The organism is Streptomyces sp. V4I8 (genome assembly GCF_041261225.1).
Lineage (GTDB): Bacteria > Actinomycetota > Actinomycetes > Streptomycetales > Streptomycetaceae > Streptomyces.
The window spans coordinates 25,724-50,663 of sequence record NZ_JBGCCN010000001.1; the positions used below are offsets into that span (position 1 = coordinate 25,724).

At 67.2% G+C, this 24,940-nt stretch carries 6 protein-coding genes; 5 read left to right on the plus strand and 1 reads right to left on the minus strand.

Translation table 11 applies throughout. From position 1 onward, the window contains the following. Positions 1-88: 88 nt before the first annotated feature. The 3 genes from ABIE67_RS00110 to ABIE67_RS00120 all read left to right on the plus strand — a co-directional run bounded on the left by ABIE67_RS00110 (position 89) and on the right by ABIE67_RS00120 (position 14,070). Positions 89-5,806 carry a neuraminidase-like domain-containing protein gene (locus ABIE67_RS00110; protein WP_370251540.1) on the plus strand — a complete coding sequence of 1,906 codons (5,718 nt, stop codon included), beginning with the start codon at positions 89-91 and terminating at the stop codon, positions 5,804-5,806. Further along, entirely contained in the window at positions 5,806-13,632 is a 7,827-nt protein-coding gene (locus tag ABIE67_RS00115; protein ID WP_370251542.1) for a SpvB/TcaC N-terminal domain-containing protein, read from the plus strand. Before ABIE67_RS00110 ends, ABIE67_RS00115 begins: the two co-directional genes overlap by 1 nt. A gap of 297 nt (positions 13,633-13,929) precedes the next feature. Beyond that, entirely contained in the window at positions 13,930-14,070 is a 141-nt protein-coding gene (locus tag ABIE67_RS00120) for a hypothetical protein (RefSeq protein ID WP_370251544.1), read from the plus strand. 646 nt (positions 14,071-14,716) lie between these two features. Here ABIE67_RS00120 and ABIE67_RS00125 read toward each other — a convergent pair. Next, complete coding sequence (locus tag ABIE67_RS00125; RefSeq protein ID WP_370251546.1) at positions 14,717-15,838, minus strand: peptidoglycan-binding protein; 1,122 nt, start codon at positions 15,836-15,838, stop codon at positions 14,717-14,719. A 946-nt stretch (positions 15,839-16,784) separates the two neighbouring features. Between ABIE67_RS00125 and ABIE67_RS00130 the strand changes: the two genes are divergently transcribed. After that, positions 16,785-23,246 carry a hypothetical protein gene (locus tag ABIE67_RS00130; protein WP_370251548.1) on the plus strand — a complete coding sequence of 2,154 codons (6,462 nt, stop codon included), beginning with the start codon at positions 16,785-16,787 and terminating at the stop codon, positions 23,244-23,246. Positions 23,247-23,249: 3 nt separating this feature from the next. Continuing rightward, positions 23,250-24,890: a hypothetical protein gene (locus ABIE67_RS00135; protein ID WP_370251550.1), complete on the plus strand. Its 1,641-nt coding sequence runs from the start codon at positions 23,250-23,252 to the stop codon at positions 24,888-24,890. The last annotated feature ends 50 nt before the right edge of the window (positions 24,891-24,940 follow it).

Here is a 24,940-nt window from a genome sequence, read left to right on the forward strand (position 1 = left end):
ATCACCAAGAGGGTCAGTTTTGATACGCCGTCAGAGGGTCAGCGTTCGGCCGTCGTCGAGAAGCAGCTTGCTGTTCGACGATCCGGTCGTGAACCAGATCGTGGGCCTGTTCCAGGGGAGCTGGTCCTGGATCACGAATGCGCCTGCAGGCCTGGCCATCCAGGTCCCGGAAGCGCTGGCGGGACGGGTCACGTACACCTCACCGGCCGCCCAGCCGGGACAGCCCGCGCCATCCGCCACTCTCTCGGTGACCGGCATCCTCGACGCCAACGACCGCGCTGTGGTGGAGGCGCTCTCCCCGTTACCGGGATGGCGCTCTGCCCTGGATCGGCTTGCGGCACAGCCGAAGACGTTCTTCGAGGCCGTGATCGCGCCGCTGGCCGCGGATCCGGCAGCGCAGCAGGAGCTGGCCGGCGTCCTGCTCGGCGGTGACGTCTGGCCGGTCCCCGGCGCGGGCGAACCGCCACCCGCCGAGCCCTCCACCGCGGTGCTGAAGCGGCTGGCGTTCCTGCAGGCGCTGCTCCCGGAACTGCGCAAGCGCCTGGCGCACAAGCTCATCGTCGACACCGTCTCCGGCGCAGCGGGTATCGACGGGCCGGTGACCGACGTCCTGCTCTCGGACGTGCTCAGCACCGCGGCCGGTGGATCGGCCATGGACGCGTTGCTGTCCTTGAAGAACACGGGTTCGGCAGGACCCGGATTCCATGGCCATCTGATGGTGCCCGCTACTGACACTTACGTCTTCGTGGCCGCGGGTTTCGACACCGAGCCGGCCGCTCTGTCGATCGATGGTGATGCTCTGCCGCTGGACACCCAGCAGCAGGATCCCTCCAATGTGTGGCTGAGCCGGCCGATCTCCCTGCGCTCCGGCACGTTGATCCCCTTCGATACGCACGACATCCCGCTGGCTCAGGTGAAGTGGCAGACCGCCGGACACCCGACTGCCGCCCTTCCCGGATCGGCCCTGCTCGCCGAGCACATGGCGGCGGGAGTCGGCGAGGTGCTCGTCAAGCTCTGGCGCACGGGCGTTGTGGTGAATGCGCACGGCCTCGGCGCCGATGAGACGAGCTGGCTCAACCAGCACCAGAGCGACTTCGGTGGCTGGGACTTCGATGCCCCCGGGCTCGATGGCTGGCGGCGGCTGGCCGCGTACACCCATCTGCGCAGTACGATCACCAGCAATGGCGAAGCCATGGTCGCGCTGTTCCGCTGGGCCGGCGGCACGGCACCCGACCCGGCGCAGCTGACTGACCGGATCGTGACGGCGACGGGGTGGGATCCGGCCCCGGTCTCGGCGCTGCTCGCACCGGCCGGGTTCGACGTCCAGGATCCCGCGTCGTTCCGTAACGAGATCACGCTGATCCGGATGGCCCGCGCACTGGAGGTCGTGGATGCCTCCAGGGCCGCAGTGCCGCAGCTGTTCGCGTGGGCCGATCCGGGCTCGCGGTTCTGGCCGGCGCACGCGCTGGCCAGCGGCATCGAGGCCGCCTATCGAGGCGGGTTCACCCAGGAGGACTGGGAGAAGGCCGTCGAGCCGCTGTACGACGAACTGCGCTCGCACCAGCGCCGGGCCCTGGTCGGCCACCTCGTCGCCCAGCCCGAGTTGCGCGAGTGGGGCGTGATCGACTCGGACAGCCTCTTCGAGTTCTTCCTCATCGATGTCGAGATGGGCGCCTGCCGGGACACATCCCGGATCAAGCAGGCGCTCTCGAGCGTCCAGTCCTTCGTCCAGCGGTGCCTGCTGGGCCTGGAAGGTGACCACGGGGTCGACGTGACGGTTCTGGACCGAGGCCGCTGGGAGTGGATGCAGAAGTACCGCGTCTGGGAGGCGAACCGGAAGGTGTTCGTCAACCCTGAGAGCTATCTGCGGGCCGAACTGCGCGACGACACCTCTGAGATCTTCGACGCGCTGCAGGCGCAGTTGCTGCAGAAGGACATCAACCAGGACACGATCGAGTCGGCGCTGCGGGCCTACGTTGATGGGCTGGACGAGGTTGCCCGGCTCGAACCGGCGGGGCTCTTCGTCGACAACACGACGCAGACGGTGCACATCTTCGCCCGCACCCAGTCCGCGCCCCACCTGTTCTACTACCGGATCTTGGACACCGAGAACATCCGCTGGGGCCCCTGGCAGCGGGTCCCGGTCGACGTGCCCAGCTACGACGTGATCCGGGGACAGACGAATGTGAACGGCTGCTACCTCGTTCCGGCAGTCCTCCAGGGCAGGCTGCTGATGTTCTTCCCGCAGTTCAACCGCAAGACGGACCCCCCGGCCGCGGCGTCGGGGGGCGCCTCCTACAACACTGTCGGCGGTCAGCCGGTGAGCGCCACGCAGAGCGTGCTGTCCTGGGAGATCAAGCTCAACTACAGCGAGTTCCGCAACGGCAAATGGTCGCCCAAGCGGCTGTCCACCAGCGCGCTGTACTCGGACAAGGGTGCCGTGCTGCCCGACATCGGCTCGTACACCTTCGTGCCCCGGATCACCAGCGACTCTGTGCTGATCGACGTCTACGGCCTCGCGGACAAGGTGGGGCGGTTCGAGTTCAGCGGCCATCACGTGGATGTGAGCGGGACCGCGGCTGACTGGGCCCCCCGCCCCTCGCTGACCTTCCACTGGGACAGCTTGAACGTACTGAGGTCCATGCAAGCGCTGGAAACCGGCGGCCCGGTGCACACGGACCGGCCCTACGCACTCCGTGATCTGCGTTCGGTGACCTTGTTCTACACGGGGGGCGCCAATGATCACTTGGACGACGCGGATGTGCCGCCGCTGCTCGGCACGCTGAACACGCAGGGCGTGAAGGGGCTGTTCCAGTACTACCTCGACGTCGCATCGTTCGACGAGCGCTACGGCCAGTACGAGCAGAACGCCGTCGCACTGTTCCACGAGCTGCGGTCGCCAGTCTCCCTCTACACCTGGGAACTCGGCTTCCATGCGCTCATGCTGCTGGCGCAGCGATTGCTCAGCGCACGGCAATTCGATGACGCGCTCCGCGTCATGCACTGGATAGTCAATCCGACGGCGAAGGACACCGCACAGGATCCGGATCCGGTATGGCGCTTCCTCCCCCTGCGCCTGACCGAAATCGACCGGGACGCCCAGGACCTGTTCCTGCGACTGCAGCCGAACACACCGGACAAAGACATCAGCGAGTGGCGCAAGAATCCGTTCAACCCTCACGTCGTGGCCCGCGGCCGCATCTCGGCCTACAAACGCTGGGCCGCCATGCAGTACGTGCGGATCTGGATCGAGTACGGCGACTACTACTTCCGGCAGAACACGCTCGAGACCATTCCGATGGCCATCCAGTGCTACGTGATGGCGTCGCACCTCTACGGCCCAGCCGGGCAGGAGATCCCCAAGCGGGGCAAGACCGAGCCGGCCACGTATCGCTCACTGCTCGACCGGTGGGACGCGTTCAGCAATGCGCTGGTCGATCTGGAGCTGGCCTTCCCGTTCACCAACCAGCCCGACCTGCCCGACCCCACGGATCTCCCGGACGGCCAGACGGTCACCGAACCGCAACCGGCCAACCTGTTCGGGTCGGCGTCCAGTCTCTACTTCTGCATCCCGGCCAACCCCGAGATCCAGGCCCTGCGCACAACGATCGACGACCGGCTGGCGAAGATCCGCGCGTGCCAGGACATCAACGGCGTCTACTCGCCACTCCCTCTGTTCGAGGCACCGCTGGATCCGAACCTGCTGGTGGCGGCCGCAGCCGCGGGACTGAGCATCTCAAGCGTGCTGAACGATCTGGACACGCCGATCCCGGACTACCGGTTCATGTACCTGGTCCAAAAGGCGCTGGAGGCCTGCAGTGAGCTGAAAACGCTCGGCGCGGCGTTCCTCGCGGCGAAGGAGAAGGGCGACGGTGAGGAACTGCAGCATCTGCGGACGGTTCACGAGCACGCCATCAACGGCCTGGTCATGGCAGTGCGGACGCAGCAACTGGAGGAGGCCACCAAGGCGCGGGACACCCTGACGGCGAGCCGGGTGGCGGCCGTGTACCGGCTCACTCACCAGTTGCACCTGCTCGGTGAGGATCTGTCGAAGCTGCCCAGCGAGACCACCGACTACGCCGAACTACCCGACCTCATCGAGGCTCCGGTGGATGTCGGCGGGCTCAAGGTCAATGCGCTTGAGAAGCAGGAGCTGGACAAGGCCGCCGAGGCACGGGACCGGCAGACCGTGATCGGTCACATCGAGGCGCTGGCCAGCGTGTTCCATGCGATTCCGCTGGTGGGCGCGCACGCGACGCCGCTCGGCGTCGGCGCTCAGGTCTCCTGGGGTGGTTCGAATCTCGGCAATCTCACCCAGGCCATCGCGCGCGAGCTGCAGGTCGCGGCCAACGGCACGTCGTTCGACTCCACCAATGCCGGCCGCAAGGCGGGCCTGCAGAGGCAGCTGCAGGAACGGGTCCAGCAGGCGAACACCGCCGGGCACGAGATCACCAACATCGACAAGCAGACGGTCGCTCAGGACATCCGGATCGACATCGCCAGGAAGGAGATCACGAACCAGCAGGCCGCGATCGACAACTCGCAGGCCGTGCTGGACTTCCTGGAGAGCAAGTACAGCGGGCCGGCGCTCTACACCTGGATGGAGGGCCAGCTCAGTGGCCTGCACTATCAGGCTTACACCCTCGCCTACGAGCTGGCGAAGAAGGCCGAGAAACTGTTCCGCTTCGAACGTGCCTACACCGGGCCGGGTTTCATCCAGTTCGGCTACTGGGATCCGGCCCGGGACGGGCTGCTGGCCGGGGAGAAGCTCTGGCAGGGGCTGAAACAACTGGAGTCGGCCTACCAGAACTCCCGCGGCCACGACTTCGAGATCGCCAAGTCGATCTCGCTGCGCCGGCTCGATCCCGCCGCCCTGATGACCCTGCGCGAGACCGGCGTCTGCGAGTTCTCGCTGCCGGAAGTTCTTTTCGACATGGACTACTGCGGGCACTACCAGCGCCGGATCAAGACCGTAGGCCTGAGCATCCCGTGCACGATCGGCCCCCACACCGGATTGAACGCGACCGTCCGACTGCTCAAACACCAGTACCGGGCCACACCGGAGGCGAGGAATGCAGGTGATTACCCGCAGAGCACCGATGAGGACGATCCGCGCTTCGCCACCACCAACATTCCGCTCACCGCGGCAGCGTTCAGCTCGGCCGACTCGGAGAACGGCGCCTTCGACCTCAACCTGAACAGCGAGCGATTCCTGTTCGGGGAGGGCGCCGGCGCGATCAGCTCCTGGCGACTCGAACTCCCCCGGACATTCCGCCAGTTCGACTACCGGTCCATCACCGACGTCACCATGCGGCTGCGGTACACAAGCCGAGACGGCGGCGACGCGCTGCGCACGGCGGCGGAGAGCGCTCTGCTCGACTGGGTCAAGGACGTCCAGGACCTCAGCCAGAACGAAGGGCTCTCCACGGCTTTCGACGTGATCAACGAGTTCGCGGATGCCTGGTACGCCGGGATGCACCCACCGGCGGCCGCCACCGAGCGGGTCGTCGATCTGCCCGACATCACGCGCACGCTGCCGTTCTTCACCCAGGGGCGGGACCCGGACAAAGTCGTGGCCAGCGACATCTACCTGTTCGTTCAAGGCGATCTCACGCCGGACCAGGTCACTGCCGTCCAGGGGGGCGTCGATGTTTCCTTCACTTCCGGTGCACCCGCCGGAGATGACCTCACCGTCTTCGCAGCGCACGATGTCGGAGCGCCCGTGACCAGCCTGAAGCTGACCATCACCGACCTCGCGGCCAGCATCAGCCAGCTCTGGGTCGTCGAACGCTTCACCCTCCTGTGATGGCCAGCCCACCCGTGCCCGGTGCGATCCCGGAGGCCCCAGGCCAGCCGAGTGGTTCATCAGGCACCGACATCAGTTCCGCCAGCGCCAACGAGACCGGTACCGGAGTGAACCCGCAATCCACTCTGCCAGTAGTCAGCACGCCGAAGGGAGGCGGCGCGATCAAGGGGATCGGCGAGAAGTTCGGCACCAATCCCGTCACCGGCACGGCCTCGATGAGCATCCCGATCCCGCTGTCACCCGGGCGATCCGGATTCGGGCCATCGCTCTCTCTCGGCTACGACTCCGGCAACGGCAACGGAGTGTGGGGATTCGGCTGGTCCCTGAACACACCAGCCATCATGCGAAAGACCGACAAGGGACTGCCGCGATACGCGGATGCGGACGAATCCGATGTGTTCCTCATCTCCGGCGCCGAGGATCTCGTGCCAGTGCTGGAAACCGATGGCACCCGGCACGCAGACACCGCCACCTTCCCGGGATTCAGCGTTCACCGGTACCGCCCGCGGATCGAAGGGCTCTTCGCCCGGATCGAGCGCTGGGCGGACGTAGCGACCGGCGAGACACACTGGCGTTCGATCAGCCGGGACAACGTGACCACGCTCTACGGCCGCACCCCCGAGAGCCGCATCGAGAACGGTGCACGGACCTTTGAGTGGCTGATCTGCGAGAGCCACGACGACAGGGGCAATGCGATCGTCTACGAGTACGTGCCCGAGGACGACCGCGGCGTCGAACCGCCACTGCCGGGCAGTGCTGTCCGAGATCACGTCCGCATGCGGTATTTGAAGCGGGTCCTCTACGGCAACCGGACCTCGCGTCTGGTCCAGGCCGATGCCAGCGACTGGATGTTCGAAGCCGTTCTCGACTACGCCGAAGGTCATCTCACGCATCGCCCACCCGACCCCGGGGTGCCGGCGGACGAACAGCACCACTACGCCGACGCATCGGTCGATGCGTCCGGCACATGGCCGGTGCGGCCCGATCCGTTCTCCAGCAACCGGGCAGGATTCGAGATCCGGACGCATCGCCGCTGCACCGGAGTGCTGATGTTCCACCGGATCCCGGACCTCGGCCCGGATCCCTACCTGGTCCGGTCGACCGAGTTCGACTACCACGACCTCGTGAACGACGGCCAAGTAACCCCCGAGGACGAACTCGCCCATCAAGGGAGCACGCGCATCGCGTCGTTCCTGATGTCGGTCACCCAGTCCGGCTACATCCGCCAGCCGGACGGCCGGTACCTGCGCAGTACCTTGCCGCCGGTCGAGTTCGCCTACAGCAAGCCGACGATCGACCCAACCGTGCACACCCTGGACGACGAGAGCCAGCGCAACCTGCCGATCGGCCTTGATGGGCACGTCTACCAGTGGATCGACCTGGACGGCGTCGGCCTGCCGGGGGCGCTGACGGTGCAGAGCGGAACCTGGTACTGGAAGGCGAACCTCGGTGGCGGTCGGCTCGGGCCGCTGACTCCGCTGCGCGATGCGCCCGCCACGGTCACTCCGAGCACCGGCCGCGGTCAACTGCTGGACCTGCAGGGCGACGGACGCCTGGACGCCGCCGTGCTGGACGGGCCTTCGCCGGGTTTCAGCAGCCGCACTGAGGTTGGCAGCTGGACGGCGTACCGAGCGCTGAGCGCCGTCCCCGCGGTCCGGTTCGATGATCCGAATCTACGGTTCGTCGACCTGACCAGCGACGGACTGGCCGACATCCTGGTCACTGAAGGTGACTCCTTCACCTGGTACGGATCGCTCGGTGAAGACGGGTTCGACGCCGGGCGACGGGTTCCGCATCCGGACGACGACGGTGCCGGGCCGCGACTGGTCTTCGCCGACGGAGAGCAGGCGGTGTACCTGGCCGACATGTCCGGCGACGGCCTCGTCGACCTGGTGCGCATCCGCAACGGGCAGGTCGCCTACTGGCCGAGTCTGGGTTACGGCCGGTTCGGCTCACGCATCATCCTGCGCAACTCACCCTGGTTCGACACCACGGAGGCCTTCGACCAGCGGCGGATCCGGCTCGCCGACATCGACGGCTCGAACGCGACGGACATCATCTACCTAGGCCGCGACGGCGTACGGCTCTATGTCAATGAATCCGGCAACCGATTGACGGATCCGCTTCGCCTGCGGGGCTTTCCGCCGGTCACCCAGTTCAGCGCGGTCCAGGTCGCGGATCTGCTCGGCAACGGCACGGCGTGCCTCGTGTGGTCTTCGCCTGCGCCCGCGGACACCCGGACGCCGGTGCGGTACATCGACCTGATGGGCGGCACCAAGCCGCATCTCCTCATCCGGTCGGTCAACAATCTCGGCAGCGAGACCGCGGTCGAGTACGCGCCGTCCACCCGCTTCTACCTCGATGATCTGAAGGCCGGCCGGCCGTGGGCCACCCTGCTCCCCTTCCCCGTGCACTGCGTCAGCAGGGTTGAGACCATCGACCGGATCAGCGGGAACCGGTTCGTCAGCCGGTTCCGTTATGCCCACGGGTACTTCGACGGCTTCGAACGCGAGTTCCGTGGATTCGGCCGCATCGAGCAGTCGGACACCGAGACCTACCCGGATCTGGTCCAGGGCACCGCGGCCACGAACCAGGACGAGGTCTCCCACGTGCCGCCGGCACGTACGGTGACCTGGTACCACACCGGGGTCTTCCGCCCGGGCGAACAGGTCTCGACCCACCTCGCCGCCGAGTACTACCGCGAACCGGGGCTGACCGACGCCGAGGCGTCAGCGATGCTGCTGCCCGACACGGTGCTACCGCAGGGGCTCGACACCGGCGCGCGGCGCGAGGCATGCCGGGCATTGAAGGGAGCCATGCTGCGGCAGGAGGTTTACGCCGACGACGGCACATCGCAGGCGGTCCACCCATACACAGTGACCGAGCAGAACCTCACCGTCGAGGTCCTGCAGCAACGCGGCCCCAACCGGCATGTTGTGTTCTTCACCCATCCTCGGGAGGCAATCAGTCACCACTACGAACGTGTGCCCGCAGATCCCCGGACGACCCACACGTTCACCCTTGCAGTCGACGAGTACGGCAACGTGGAGCGTACGGCAACGGTGGGATATGGACGGCGAGCGCCTGATCCCGACTTGAGTGTGATCGATCAGGCTGCGCAAGCGAGGGTCTGGATCTCGGCGATCGAGGCCACCTGGACGAACGCCGTTGACGAGGAGAACGACCACCGGACGCCGCTTCCTGCTCGATCGACGTCAGTCGAACTCACCGGGATGGCTGCGCCGGGGCCGAGCAGGCGATACAGCTTCATGAAGCTCGACGATGCGATCTTGGACGCTGTGCCGATCGACTACGTGATCACACCCACGACAGGGCTTCTACAGAAGCGCATCATCGATCGGACGCAGCACGTCTATCGCGCCGACGACCTGAGCGAACCGCTGCCCGTCGGAGCGCTCGAATCTCGAGCGCTCTCCTTTGAGAGTTATCGGCTCGCCTTCACAGACGCGCATGTATCCGCCGTCTTCGGCGGCAGGGTGACCGATTCGATATTGCTCGGCGAAGGCCGGTACGTGCATGTGCCCGGCGAAGCCGGCTGGTGGGTCCCATCGGGTACCACATACTTCTCACCCGATACCAGCGATACAGCAGAGCAGGAGCTCGCTTTCGCCCAAGGGTCATTCTTCCTGGCTCATCGGTATCAGAATCCTTTCCACACCGCCGCGCTACCGACCGAATCGGTGGTCACCTACGATGCCCACCACCTGCTTCCAGTACAGACCGAGGATGCGCTCGGCAACAGGAGCACGATGTCCCAGGCCGACTATCGCGTTCTTCAGCCGGTGGAGGTGACCGATGCGAACGGCAATCGTTCGGCGGCCGCCTTCGACGCTCTGGGCATGATTGTGGCGACAGCGATGATGGGCAAGGCCGAAGCGGTCCCCGCTGAAGGTGATCGCCTACCACCGGATCTCGTTCGGGATCCGACGGCGGCCGAACTTGACGGACTGTCCTCCGATCCTCTCTCCGGGTCAGCAAGAACGCTGCTGAGCGACGCCACTCAGCGGTTCGTCTACAACCTTCATACCTACCGGCGGTCAACGACGGCAGCCGATCCGAGCCCAGCATGGGCATGCACAATCCTTCGGGAGACCCACGTCTCCGATCCCGCCCCGCTTCGCATGCAGGTGAGTTTCGCCTACTCCGACGGCTTCGACCGCCAGATTCAGATCAAGACCATGGCTGAGCCCGATGCCAGTGGGCCGCGGTGGGCCGGATCGGGGTGGACCGTGTACAACAACAAGGCCAGACCAGTTCGGCAGTACGAGCCCTTCTTCGCCCCGACACACATCTACGAGCGGGAGACCCGGGCCGGCGTCACTCCCATCCTCTGCTACGACGCGCTCGGCCGCATGGTCGCGAAGGTCCACCCCGATCACACATGGGAGAAGGCTCTCTTCGGGCCATGGCAGCACGCGAACTGGGATCGGAACGACACCGTGCTGATCGCCAACCATGCCGCCGACCCGGAGGTCGGTGGCCTGCTGTCCCGGCTGCCGGACGCGGATCTGCGCCCCACCTGGTACGAGTTCCGCACCGATCCGGCATTCGGCCCAGACCGCGCTGATCGGTGGCCGGATTCGCGCGACGTCGCAGCACAGCGCCGCGCAGCGGAACTCGCCGCGGAGCACGCGGCCACTCCTGCTGTACTGCACAGCGATTCGCTGGGCCGCGCCGCGCTGGCAGTGATGGCGAACCGGTTCCGCTACAGCAATGCGCCGAACGGTTCACCGCCGACGAACGAAACCTATTCCACCCGAACAGTCCTCGACATCGAGGGCCACCAACTGCAGGTCATCGATACGCTCGGCCGCCTGGTCGTACGGTACGACCACGACGTGATGGGCCGTCTCCTGCACCTGGCGAGCATGGAGTCCGGTGAGCGCTGGACCTTGATGGATGTCGCGGGCCACGAGATCCGTACCTGGGACAGCCGAGGGCATCAGCAGCGCACCACGTACGACGCGCTGCGCCGTCCCGTGGCGGTGTTCCTTCAGGAGCCGGGGTCGGCGATGGAGATCATGACCGGCGCAACGGTCTTCGGCGAGTCCGTTCCCCATCCGGAACAGCGGAACCTCCGGGGCCGGGCGGTCGAACTGCGCGACCAGGCAGGAACCACCGTGACCGACCGCTATGACTTCAAGGGCAACATCATCCGCTCGGGCAGGCAGATCGTGCGCATCTACGATGCACTGATCGACTGGTCCGGCACGGTCGACCTGCTGCCCGGAATCATGTGGCAGAGCGCCCGTGTCGATGCTCTGAACCGACCCATGCAGGAGGTGGCGCCACACGCCAGCCAGAACGGCCATGTCGCGGCAGTGGTCCAGCGTACCTACAACGAGGCGGGCCTCTTCGAGACCGCCGATGCCTGGCTCGATCTCAGCGCCGATCCCGACGGCCTGCTGGACCCGGGCACGGCGTCCATGCCGTGCGTGACTGGGGTGCGCTACGACGCCAAGGGCCAGCGCCAGCAGATCAACTACGGCAACGGGGCGGTCACGGACTACGACTACGACCCACTCACGTTCAGACTGAACCGGCTCACCACCCGCCGCGGCTCCGACACGCTGCAGGACCTCAACTACGCGTACGACCCGTCGGGCTACGTGATGTCGATCCGCGACGACGCACAGCAGCAGCTCTTCTTCCGCAACGCGGTCGTCGATCCGCTCAATGAATATCGTTACGACGCAACTCATAGATTGATCGAGGCGACCGGGCGGGAGCATCTGGGCCAGACCGGTGCGCTGATCCCGCACTCGTACAACGATGCTGGCCGGGTCGGCTTGATCCATCCCGGCGATGGCGGGGCCATGGGCCGGTACCTCGAGCGCTATCGCTACGACGCCGTGGGCAGCCTGCTCAGCATGGAGCACCGGGGAAGTGACGGCGCCAATCCGGGCTGGACGCGAACCTTCTCGTACAGTGAGCCGAGTCAGCTCGAGCCTTCCAGGGCGAGCAATCGACTAACCCGCTCGACCGTGGGTGGCACCACCGAGGTGTACGGCGCAGGCGGCACCGGCTACGACCAGCACGGCAATCTGCTTGGCCTACCCCACCTGGAAGAGGTGCGGTGGGACTTCCGCGATCAGCTGCGGATGACCCGGCGACAGGCGGTCAATACCGACGACACCGACGGCACAACCCATGCGGGCGAGCGGACCTGGTACGTCTACGACAGCGCAGGCCAGCGCGTCCGCAAGGTGACCGAGAGCTCCCCTGGCGTGGTGAAGGAGTCCCGGCTCTACGTCGGCTCAACGGAGATCTTCCAGCGGGAAGGCGGAGACCCACTGCTGCGCCAGACCTTTCACCTCAGGGACGACCGGCAGCGCATCGCCCAGGTGGATCTGCGCTTGGCCGGCGACGAGCCCGGCGTCCCGTCGAGACTGACCAGATATCAGTTCGCCAATCGTCTCGGGTCCGTAACCCTTGAGCTGGACGATACAGCCCAGGTCCTGGCCTACGAGGAGTACACGCCGTACGGGGCCTCCAGTTATCAGGCGGCGCGCGGCCAGATCGAGACTCCGCGATATCGCTTCACCGGGCAAGAACGCGACGCAGAAACCGGCTTCACCTATCATCTTTCCCGCTACTACCTGCCATGGCTGGGACGCTGGCTCAGCTGCGATCGCACCGGTCTGAACGGCGGGACCAACCTCTACCTCTACGCGGACGCCGATCCGATCGGTCGCCACGACCGTGGCGGCACAAGCCCCAAGAAGCAGGGGCAGGAGGGCGATGTGAACCGGCATGGCAGCCAAGGCCTTCGAGGCAAGGGAACGCCGAAGCAGCTCGAGTCCGAGCACATCGACCCAATCGCCTTGCAGCGCGAGAATCTTCGCGGGCCGGACGGCAAGTCGCCGATCCCCCCGGGGCGCGGCTCCGCCATCGATCGGAACCAGCCCACCCTGCTGATCGACAAGCAGACCGCCAACGCCAAGACCGAGCTGGATGTGCCGTTGATTAACAGGGTGAAGGCCGAGGCCAAAGCGGGCGGCGTCACAGCGGCGACAGCAAAGGAACTTGGACCCGAGGCGGGGCTGGCCAGGCTCGAACAGGCCGCTGCCTCCACGGGAAGGTCGGTGCCTGCGGGTGCCCACGCTGCGGTGGCCGGTCAATTCGATTCATCCTTCGCAGATCCTGCCATCTCGGCAGCGGGCCGTTCCGGCGGGAAGCAGGTGCTCATGTGCGTGCCGGACTCGGAGATCGCCGCAGCCGTCGACGGCGCACTCGACGCCAATCTGCAAAGTACTGGAAACTTCACGCAACTGTCGGTGTCGAAGGCTCCGCGGTCGTCCATCTTCGCCGGCAACTGGGCCGAGACAACCACAACAATGTCTTCGCAGGCCGCCACTGTGGCCGAGGCGCCGGTCGAAACCGCGGCGGCGGAAGTGTTCTCGGCTCCAGCAGCGGAATCGTTCGCCGCTCCTGCGGCGAGGGCCGCGAGCTCTGAGGGGTCCATGCTGGCCCGCGGCGGTGGTCTGCTGTTTGGCGCAATCGGCGCCGGTCTGGCGATCTTGGGCGCCAAGAACGACTTGGACGAGGGCGACACGGTCGGCGCCCTGCTCAGCCTCAGCACGATAGGGCCGCAGGGCATCGTGACCGGACCGGTGAGCGGGGCTTATGAGGGAGTCAAGGCCGGCGGCAAGATCATGAAGATGGAGGTCGACTGCTCGGCACTCGGTATGGCCTACATGATGGGCGACGTCTCGGTGGACAATCCCAATCTCCACTACTGCATGCCGTTACTCGCTCCGCGCATCCAGCAGGAGATCAACAACGAGTACTTCGACGGCTTCTGACTGGATCCCGCGCGTCGCGAACAGTCAAAATGCGAAAGCCGCCGGGTCACCCTAATGTGCCGGGCGCTCCTGATCGCCGGGTAACGCTCCTGCCATGAACACGGCCCTTCAAGGGCACCGGCACGTGAAGTCGCCGGTTCATCCAGAGGCAACAAGCGCCTCGTACCTTACATAACTGATCCTGCTCTCAACGCTTCTACCAGTGGGAACACTTGACAACTGCAGATAAGGCCCGCAGTCCGCTTCGCCTACGGCCTGTTCGACATCACCGCGCACCCGACAGCCGAACTGGTCGGCGTGCTCACCCTGGGTATCCCGACCCAGGTCGCCGTGCTCACCTCGGTGTTCCGCGAACTCACCCCGTACGCGGACTCGCTGGAGCTGAACCGGCTGGTGCTGCGCGATGAGGTGCCGGCAAACGCCGACTCCGGGCAATGATGCGCCCAGCGCATCACGGGAACGCCGAAGCACAGCCTGAGCAGCGGACGTTCGGGACTCCGCCAAAGTGAGTTGTACCACGACCGGCACAACCGGGTCCTGTACCAGCAGACAAGCCTCACGAAGGCGCTGCTCGCATCGCATCGACGATGCGTACTACGCGACGGGGCCAGATGGAGGGCGTCGGGCGCGGAGAGTGACGCATGGACTGAACGAGCCGCAGCGGCGGCACCGCCACCGCTCCGCGGACGTTTCGTCTCCGCGGGAGTCCCGACGCGCAGGCCACAGGCCGCGGCCTTCACGCCCTCAAACCGTTCCCATGGAGCCGTCACCGACACAGGGCTCACCCCCGTCCCGTTCCGGCCTCGACCACCATCCGTGTCGTCATCTCGGCCAGCAGACGCACCACCAGCTGACGGCTCAGTTCCCCGCACCCGATCGTCTATGTGTGCATTACGGCTTGCTCCTTGAACGGGCGATCAACCGTTTGAAGCAGTACCAGGCGGTCGCCAAGGAGCGCTTGACGTGCCGCCGATGTCCCCGCTGTGCCGTCTGCTGCTCCTCATCCACCTGGAGCATGAGCTGTTCACCGACATCTGCGCCGTACCCTCCGTGACCTCGTGTCCAACTCACCACATAGCGCGGTTTAAAGAGCGGGGGACAAGGACGGCAGGACAGCACCCACCTCTGCGGCAATGGAGCGAAGGAGGCTGATGAACGCGGCGGCTTCTTCGGCGGCGGCGCCCACCTCGAGGAGTTCCGGGGCCAGCGCCACCAGGATCGCAAGGATTCCCGCCACCAGCCGCACACGGTTGAAGTAGCGGACGAAATCACCGCCTACGCAGAACCGGTAGAAGATCAGTCCGGGCAGCAGGCGCCTGGGTTCGATGAAGACCTCGAGTCGCTCACCCTCGGGTGTGACGAACTCGCCCAGGGTGATCTTGGCACTGGGTGTGTACGCCCTGCCAGGTCTGTACGGGAATGCGTTCGTTTCGTAGTTGGACCTGAGCTTGACACCTTTGGCCAGTCCGGCTGAGACACCTGCCGGAGACAGGGGCTTGATCTCATACCACTCGGCCTGTTGTCCGGGTCGGTGGCTGACAATATCGGGCCGGACTCCTGCTCCCACCGTGGCGATGACTGAAGGATCGATCGCCGGATTGTGGACCCGCAAGAAATCCGTATACAGTGCCGCGCTGTTGGCGGTATCGAAAAAGTCGTTGGCCGGACTGCACGGTCCGTTCCTCCGGCAGAAATCCTTGTTGATGTGCGGTTCCACGAACCGTCCGACGAAGCTTGCGAGCTGAGGTGCGTCGAGCACTGCCATCGACATGGAGAAGCAGAGGGTGTCTGCGAGTTCGAAGAACTGCAACACCTTTCCCGTGATGTCGATGTCGGGATGCACGGATTCCAGGACCCCCGCGGTGAACGGCTCGCTCACGAGAAGCTTGCGGTCGCTCAACGCCTGAGGAGTGTCCAGGCCCTGGAGGTAGGCAAGCTCCGTGTCGAGCCGGGTGATTGTCCCCTTGCCCACGACTGGGTCTGAGGGCTGGAGAGCACGGTCCTCCTTGAAAGCAGTAACAGCTGCTCCGGTCTCCGGCCCGAACGACCTGTCCACGCCGAAATCAGGCAATTTGAATCCGACCGTTACCAGGGCCTGCTGGACGAGTCCTACGGAGTCCGAGGCTTCGGGTGCGAGAATTCTCCGATCTCCCGCGGCGACCAGCGCCAAGTCCGCACTGTCGCCGAACAGATCCGACTTGAGCATGAGTCACTCCCTTTGCGCTAAGGCTCCGACCACCGTCGCGGCGTGACGCCCACGTCCGTACAGCGGTCCTGCACCACGTCGATCGGCCGCGGCGAGGTCGACCCCGGGCGACACGGCCGTCCGGCGGTGCCCCGGAGGGTGCTTGTGCAGGCGGGTGCTTGTGCATCGGCGAAGGCCGCCAGCACTCGGCCGCTCGCCTGCCGGTCCTCTATCTCCACCACTTCCAGGGCCGCACTGAATGCGCCGGTCTGCGAGGCACAGGGCGGTTCAGTGGCGCCCGGCGAGGGCCGCCATCGGGGTTCTGGTCGTCAGCCTTCCGCACCTTTCCCCCGCTTTCCTGGTGGTCAAGAGCCTTGTCTCCCACTGCCGGGCGTCGCGGTCGGTCTCGGCTTTGTCGTAGCCGGTTCGCCCGATGATCAAGTGAATCTTCGAGATCCACACGACTCGGGCCCGTCCGCATCCTTTTTGAAGTCATCCGGCGGCGGTTGGGGGTCCGTGGCATGAGACACCTCCTTGCAACCCCACCTTTTCGATGCTCGCACGGCCGAGTGCACCGCGCTCGGCGGCATTGATCGTGTTGCGACCAAGGGTCACCGTGACATCCTGGAATGTGAAGGCATGAGCAGATCTGCGCGTGCAGTCGCCGCCTCGGCTGAGTGCAACGCCCAAATCCCGGCTCTGTGCTCCGCTTCCTTTGGCGCGACGGGGAGTTGTCGGGACGTCTCCTTCGTCGGCACATCTTCCAGGATGTTCGTCGACGACGCGGGCCGCGCCAGTGCTGTCCCTCGCCCCCCGGGGTCTACGGCGTCGAGCAGCTCGCCGACCGGCCGGCGACCTTCGGTTTAGGTCACGCAAGAGGCGTTCGTCGAGTACGACCGCCGCCCAGGTCGGGTAAGGCCCGGGAGCAGCCGCGCATTTGGCCAGATCGTCAGGAAGGCCGAGACAAATGGCGACACTCCGGCTCGCGTTCGTCGACTGGACGTTCCTCAACGACGAGCAGACCGAGGCCATCGGAACCCTGGGCGGCCATCAGGTGAAGCTCACCGGGCAGCGCACCGTGGCCACGGATGAGGCCCCCCTGGGCACCGCCATCCTCAACGGGACGTTCACAGACTTTCAGACGGCGTCCTTCACCCCGCCCCTGCCCGCCTCGGACCTCATGGAAATCTTCGGTCTCAGGGGCGGGAGTTCGTTCAGAGTGGAATTCGATGCCGAGGTGAAGGATCCCGTCTTTCATCTGGGATCGCTCGCCTCGACTCTGGAATTTCTGGATCTTCCGGTGGGTACGGAGGTCACCCGGCTCAGCGGCGACACCGACAATTTCAAGGTCGACGGCAACAAGGTCATGGGCGAGGCGCGTCAACCACCCCCAGGCGAGCCCACTGATTCCAACGGCAGCGTCCGCCTGAACGGGCTCTTCCGGTCGATTGCGTTCACCCTGAAGCCGAGGTTCAAGGGCGGCTCAGGGAACGACGGCGTACACTTCCAGATCGGCGGGATGGTAGAAGCGGGAAGCGACACAGCCGAGATCAGAATCGACAGCAGTGGTCTGACCTTCACCAAGTTTTCTGTCTCAGGTCACAGCCCGGATCTCGTCGACGGCGCGGACGCGCCGGTACTCTCCCTCGCCCCCGGGGTCTACGGCATCGAGCAGGTCCCCGGCCGACCGGCGAGCTTCGAATTCCAGGTCACGCAAGAGGGGTTCGTCGAGTACGAAGCCGCCAACGACGCCTTCCTCGGAGGACGCGGCACCAGCACGCTGATTCTCCGTGGCTTCCCTGTCACGGTCGACGGGCGGGCGCTGTCGCATGACCTGGAGGCATTCCTCAAGGGCAGTGCGGCACGGTTCGCGAGGAGCACGGCCCACGAGTTGACGCTCCTGCCAGCCGAGGGGTACGGATTTGTCCCCGGCCCGAGGGTAGTGGTGCCGCTGTTCGACGTAGGTGTCGACGGAGCGGTGCACCTGACCGAAACCGTGGCGCAGTGCGGCTCGGTCGGCGTCTCCGCTGACGGCACACCCCTCGTCACCATCCACGGAATCACCGTCACCATCGACGGCCGAGCCCTATCCCACGACCTCGAACCCTTCCTGAACGGCAACGCCGAACAACTGCCGCGCACGAACGTCAACCAACTCGTCCTCATCCCCGCCCAAGGCTACGGATTTGTCCCCGGCCCCAGAGTCATCGTCCCTGCCTTCGACCTCCACCCCGACGGCACCATCACCCTCACGCCCACCACCGCCCAATGCGCCACCACCAGCACCACCCCCAACGGCACACCCCTCCTCACCATCCACGGAATCACCGTCACCATCGACGGCCGAGCCCTATCCCACGACCTTCGGCCGTTCCTCAACGGAAACGACGCGGTGCTTCCGCGCGCCACCGCCCATGAACTCACCCTCATTCCCAGCCAGCACTACATGCTCACCCTTGCCAGAGGCATGGCCGACTTCCACTTCGCGGTGACTCCCGACGGGCGGATCGATCTTGACCCCGGATACGTCGCATTCGCCGAAGTCGCCGGGCGGACCCTGATCCTGCATGGATTCAAGGTGACGATCAACGCGATGGCACTGTCGCACGACCTGAATCCGGAGCTGCTGGGATGGACTGCAGGGCCGCTGTCGCGGGCCAGTGTCCACGAGCTGACGCTGATGCCATCGCAGCAGTACATGTTCATCCTCGCCAGGGGGATGGCGGACTTCCACTTCGCGGTGACTCCCGACGGGCGGGTCGTGCTGGATCCGCGGTATTCCAGGTTCGCCGTGGCTTCCTGGCGCACGCTGACCATTTCCGGCTTCGCGGTCACCGTGGACGGGCGGGCTTTGCCGCATGATCTGATGCCGGAGCTGCCGGGCTGGTCCGCCGGTGCCCTGTCCCGGAACGCCGCCCATCAGGTCACGCTCATTCCGGCGGCTATCTACGTGCTGACGGCGGTCGGAGCGCCGGGCGTTCGCTTCCAGTTCAGTCTCGGCGTCGACGGGGCGATCGTGCGGCTCGACGGGCCTGACGCGTTGGTCCTTTCCCTGGCTGCGCCACTGCCTCCCCGCGGCAGCCCGTTCGCGCTGCGCCGCGCGCTCGACGTGGCTCGCCTGGAGCACGACATCAAGGTGATCGACGTGGACGCCAGGGAGGTGACGCTGGGCAGGATTCACGAGTGGCAGCGCATGGGCGCCCCGACGCATCATCCGAACTTCGGTGGCACTCTCCACGGGTTCGTGCAGGGCAAGAAAGAGAAACAGGACCAACGGCGCGAAGATCTCACCGTCCTGCGTTCCCAGCTCGACGGCGCCGCTCAGCAGCTCACCACCGCGCTCGACGCCGAGGCTCCCCTGTTCGGCGAGCGGACCAACGTGCCAATCGCACTACTGCCCGTGCGCATCGAGACGAAGTGGGCCGCCGACAAACGCAGCATCAAGGTGCGGGTCTACCCCGACGACATCCATGTCGACGCGTTCGAGCCGGCTCTCACCCCCCACGAGCTCGAAGCGGCCCGCGCCTACTGGGCCGATCCGGGCGACCCGGCGTGGCAGACACTGCTTCGTACAGTGGCCGCACCGCGCGCGGCGTGGGCCACGCGGGCCGCGCGCCCCGGTGCGCCCACGCCTCGACTGCGGGATCCGGAGCGCAGGCGAGCTCCTGAGGTGTCCACGATGCCCGCCCAGTGGCGCTTCCTCGGGTTTGTCGGCGGGCAGGCGGTCGTCGACCAGACCGGCACGGCCATCCCCGACCCGCTTCCGCTCGGCCTGCTCGGCGCCGACGAGTCCGCGCCCGACCACGGGCATGCGCAGTGGGCGATCGACTTCGACGCCGCGGTGGCCGCCGGCATGGGTGCCGTACTGGCCCTGCCCGCGGGATGCGACCACCTGGACGAGCTCTTCGTCATCGGGGTCAGCGACCTGCCGCCGGAGGCCGCGGCGGAACGGCTGCGCCGAAACCTGCACGGTCACGCGTTCACCGACGGACTGGGCTTCCTCTCCCCCGGCACGCCGACGAACAACACGCCGGAGACCCGCTCCGCATGGTCTTCCCGTCCGGTATCGATGCCGCCCGGCCCGCTGCCCGCGCTGACGGACCGTACCGACGCCGCCCGCCTCGCACGAGCACTCGGACTGGGACTCGGAACCGGAGCTGGACCCGGCGACGCGGCGTTCCTCGCGGAGTGCCCGGGTGCCGGGCACGACGGCGACGGTCCCATCGCCGCGCTGTCGCAGTTGAGCTGGTGGGCGCTGGCGTTCGCGTTCCAAAGCGAATCGCTCATGCTCGACAGCGGCAGCCCGCTATCGGAAGACGCACGCAAGCAGGCCAACGTCCGGTGGCAGGAGGTACGGGCTCATCTGGCCGAGTACGTCCGCAGCCGCGGACCGCTGCCGACCGTCCGGCTCGGGCGGCAGCCGTACGGTTTCCTCCCGGTGACGGCCGTCGACGAGTGGGTTCCGGACCGCCCCGACGGCGCCGACGCGCTGATCCTGCCCTGGCTGCAGCGGCTGCGCCATCACTGGAGGGGCGCGCTCGCGCCGGGCTGGATTCCGCGCGTGACCGACGGCACGCCGGCCGACCGGATCGCCGCGGACATCCTGTCGAGGCTTCCGGTGTCGAACGACTTCGTGATCCGTCGCGAAACGACCTCCCGGGGCGGACACGAGAAGTGGGACGGCATCAGCAAACGCGCACCCGCTCCCACCGTGGCGGTTGCCGGCGTCCGGTCCGGGCTGCGATGGACCATTCCGTCCGAGCTGATCAGCAACTTGTCCTGGACTTCCGACACCACGGAACCGGACTACTCCCTCGTACCGGAACGCCTCGCACCGAATGCCGACAAATATCCAGACCTCTTCGATGCCAGCCGCCGGCATTTCGCGGACGCCGTGGCGGTACTCCGCAACCAGCTGACCGATGCACAGTACGTAGCACGGTGGCCGTTGACCGGCGAGGGTTTCCCCTCCCCCGACCGCAAGCCGACCGTCTTCGGGAGCTTCCGCTTCAACACGGCGGCGCAGAAACCCAGCGACTTCGTTCCACTGATGCTGAACAGCGACAGCCGGGACGTCTTCCAAACCCACAGTGGTGGCTTCCTCGGCGACGAGACGGACATCGCCTTCACGATCCCCGAGACCGTCGACCGGCTGGTCTTCACACGACGGCAGGGCGGGCCGACGGCCGAGGCCGACGCGGCCAGGCTCATCGCCTCCGTACAGCCGGGGCTGCCGGCGGCCGACGCGATGGCGGCAGGGCTGCAAGCCCTCGCAGGAGTGGCCGCGAGCGAATTCCTGCCGCTCTCCTTCGAATTGCTCGACGTCTACTCCCACCGGTGGGACGCGTGGGCGACCTCCCTGGCCACCAAGAGGCTCAGCGAGAACCGAGCGGCCGGCACCACCGGCATCCGCCTCGGCGGGTACGGCTGGGTGGAGAACCTCTACCCCGGCTCGGTGAAGCCGTCCGACGGGTACGTGCACGCCCCCTCGCTGCACCACGCGGCCACCGCAGCCGTGCTCCGGTCCGGCTATCTGGCCCATCGTGACGAGGCTCCGCCGCCGGTCGACGGGCAGCCCCAGCCCCCGGCCGGCGCCGCCGGCGCGCTCTCGCCGCTCGCCGTCGACCTGACCTCCCGGCGGGCCAGGACCGCCCGCTGGCTGCTCGGCGGGGTCCGGCGCGGTCAGAACCTGGGGGCGCTGCTCGGGTACCGCTTCGAGCGGGCTCTGCACGACGCGGTGCTGGACCGGGAGAAGGACAAGTTCCGGCGGACGTTCCCCGCACCGGTCGCCCCCGAGCCCGCAACCGGGCAGCCCGACCCCGAGCTCTGGAAGCGCAGTTCCGAGGCGATCGCCGCCCGGAACGTCGTCGACGGCATCGCGCTCGCGCGGGCCCACGCGGCCGGCACGGTGGACACGCTGCTGGCCAGGCGCCGGCTGCCGGCCGCCGACCCGATGGTCCTTCCGCTGCTGAATGATCTGGTCGACGCCCTCGACGCGGTGAGCGACCTGCTGCTCGCCGAGAGCGTGCACCAGCTCGTCGGCGGGAATCCCATGCGGGCAGGCCTGGCCGCCGACTCCCTGGGCAGCGGTCAGCACGTACCGGACCGGTTCGACGTGCTGCGCACCCCGCACCGGGGGCGGGCCGTCACCCACCGCATCGCGGCCGTGCTGCCGGCCGAGGCGCCGCGTCCTGCCGGGTGGAGTGCGGATCTGTTCTCCGCACTCGAACCGCGGGTGGACGCCTGGGCGGCGGGACTCCTCGGGCCTGCCGCCACATGGAAACTGGCCGGTACGGTCAAGGACGGCTCGGTGTCGAAGCAGTTCGACGTCACGCTCGAACGGATCGGGTTCAGCGCGCTGGGACTGGTCCTGGATGCCGCCGGCAGCACGCACCGCAGGCTGTACGCCAGACTCGGTCAGCTGTCCCAGATCTCGGCGGCCGAGGTCGAGTTCACGCGGGGCTGGGACGAGCTACGGGCCGTCGCCGGCCGGATCCAGGGCCTGCTGGCGGGCGCCGGCCCGCTACTGCCGGCGCACGTACTCGACGACCAGCCCGACCTGCCGGCCCCCAATGTCGAGGAAGTGCGGCGGCGGGTCGCAGGCTTCGTTGCTGGCCTCGCTGATGCCGGGCTGCGGAACACCCTCGGCATCGAGGGCGACCTGACCCGCATCAAGGCACTTACCGCGGACGCGACCGCCCCCGGCTGGCTGGCCAACGTGACGCGCGTGCTGGGCGAGCTGCTCGGCACGGCCCTTCCGCTCACCGCGCTGCTGCCCGGCGTGGCGCTGCCCGCTTCGGCGACCGGTGCGTCCGGCGCGGCCGTGGCGGACTGGGTGCGCCGCTTCGGCACGGTCCGGCCGGCGGTCCGGACCTGGCACGAGACGCTGCTGCTGGCGGGCGCCCGCGTCGGCAGGCCTTGCCGGCTGTCGGCGTCGCAGCTGCCCCGGGGCGGCGCATGGATCGGCGGGACCTTTGATCCCCTGAAGCGGCCTCCGGCCCGCCGGCACCTGGTCTGCCACACACCGGCCGATCTGCCCGCCGGCAAGCCGATCGCGGGGATCGTCTTCGACGAGTGGGCCGAGGTGCTGCCCGGCGCCGATGTGCTGGCTGCGACGAAGACGGGCCAGGACCCGGTCCCGGTGGAATCGGAGCTGACCGGAGTGGCGTTCCATTTCGACCGGCCCGACGCGAAGGCGCCGCAGGCCGTCCTGATCGCCGTGCCGCCCAATCCCGTACGCGGCTGGACCGCGGACGGCCTTGCATTGGTGGTGCGCGACACCCTGGAGCTGGCCAAGATGCGCGCGGTCGACCTCTCCGATCTTCCGCTGGTCGACGACATACTCCCCGCCTGCCGGGTGGGCGACTTCGGCAGCACGGCGCTGGCGTCGATGCTGGAAAACTTCTGGATCGAGCTGGCAGAGGAGTAGCCGATGCCCCGGACGGCGTTTGAGCACAACGGATTCTTCCGGTTCCGGCTGGAGCCGCTCTCGCGTACCCACGAGGTGGCCTCCGGGCTGGCGGCCCGCGTACACGATCCGGCATGGGCCCTCGCCCGGCAGTGGCAGTTCGGCGAATTCGCCGGCCAGGATGCCGGCTCGCCCGTGCTCGCGCAGATCGACGGGGACAGCACCCTCATCTCCGCATGGCGGCCGGCGGGCGAGGGGGACTTGCCTGCACCGGCGGGTCCTCGGCCCTGGGTTCCGTACGACCCGACGACCGGTCCGCTCGATGCACTGGTCGAGTCGGAGGACAGTGCCGGGCCGGACGAATACCTGCGGGTGGAAGGCGGCGCGCATTTCGTCCGGCTGCTGGACCAGGCAGGCCTGACGGCGAAACTCCCGCAAGTCCTGGCCGCATACGCATTTGATCCGATGCCTGCCGGGCCGGCGAATCTCGTCACGCTGCTGGCGCCCAAGGTCCCCGATGCGGTCGAGCTGGCCAAGGACCTGGACGGCAACGCCGGCAACGGGCTACGGGTGCCGGGCCTGGCCGCCGTCGGCGAACGGTGGATCGACTGGTGGCACGGGGTCGCTCCCGCGGCAGCACCCGCTGCACCCGGTACGCCCGATGCCCTCGACACCTTCGACCCGCACCGCTTCGAGCACAGCACGGACTTCTCCTTCGGCGACCGGGTCTTCCACGCCGAGGAATACCTCGGCGACGGCCTGGACTGGTTCAGTGTCGATCTCGACCCGGCTGCCTCACCGGCAGCGGCACCCGTCCCGCCGTTCCATCGCAAGGTGGTCCCCTCGACGGTGCGTTTCGGAGGGATCCCGGCCGATCGCTTCTGGGAAATGGAAGACGCCCAACTGGACTTCGGGTCGACGGACGTCTCCGCGCTGGACACCGGCCGACTGCTGGTGATCGCCTTCGCCGAGGTCTACGGCAACGACTGGTTCCTGGTCCCGCTAGAAGTGCCGGCCGGTTCGCTGACGGCGCTGAAGCCGATCGTCGTCACCGACACCTTCGGCGCCACGCACACCGTCGAACGCGCCGGGCGCGACAACCCCCACTGGAACCTGTTCACGGTCACCGGCGCCGACGACGGACTGCTACTCATGCCGTCCGGGCAAGGCGCCGTCGGCGAGCGGCTCGAATCGGTGACCCTCACGCGCGACGAACTGGCCAATCTCGCATGGGCCGTCCAGACGTCCTTCACCGATGACCGGGGCGAACTCGTCGACCGCAGGGCGCGCTGGCTGCGCATCGCACCGCAGGGGCCGCAGCCCAACCCGGTCGGTTCGTACGCGGTGCAGACCATCGTGCCCGACTACTGGCTGCCGCTCGTGCCGCACGCCATGACGGCGGCGTCGATCCGGTTCGCCCTCGTGCCGCTGCTGCAGCCCGACGCCGACTCGAAGCCGCTCGGCCGCCTGCTGCACACCGACCACTGGGTGCACGAGGAGGAAGTGCCGAGGGAGGGCGCGCTGGTCACCCGCCGCCCGGTGCTCGCGCGGTGGTTCGACGGCTCCTGGCACGTGTGGGTCCGCCGCGAGAAGAACCCCGGCGGCGGCGAAAGTTCCAGCGGATTGCACTTCGACGTGGTCCGGCCGTCCGAGACGTGGCCGTAGGCGGTACGTAGTCACGTTGGTGGTACGTGGCCACGCTGGTGGTACGTACG

Coding starts and splice junctions, on each gene's coding strand:
- ABIE67_RS00115 (WP_370251542.1), top strand. CDS start 5,806: ATGGCCAGCCCACCCGTGCCCGGTGCGATCCCGGAGGCCCCAGGCCAG.
- ABIE67_RS00125 (WP_370251546.1), bottom strand. CDS start 15,838: ATGCTCAAGTCGGATCTGTTCGGCGACAGTGCGGACTTGGCGCTGGTC.
- ABIE67_RS00130 (WP_370251548.1), top strand. CDS start 16,785: ATGGCGACACTCCGGCTCGCGTTCGTCGACTGGACGTTCCTCAACGAC.
- ABIE67_RS00135 (WP_370251550.1), top strand. CDS start 23,250: ATGCCCCGGACGGCGTTTGAGCACAACGGATTCTTCCGGTTCCGGCTG.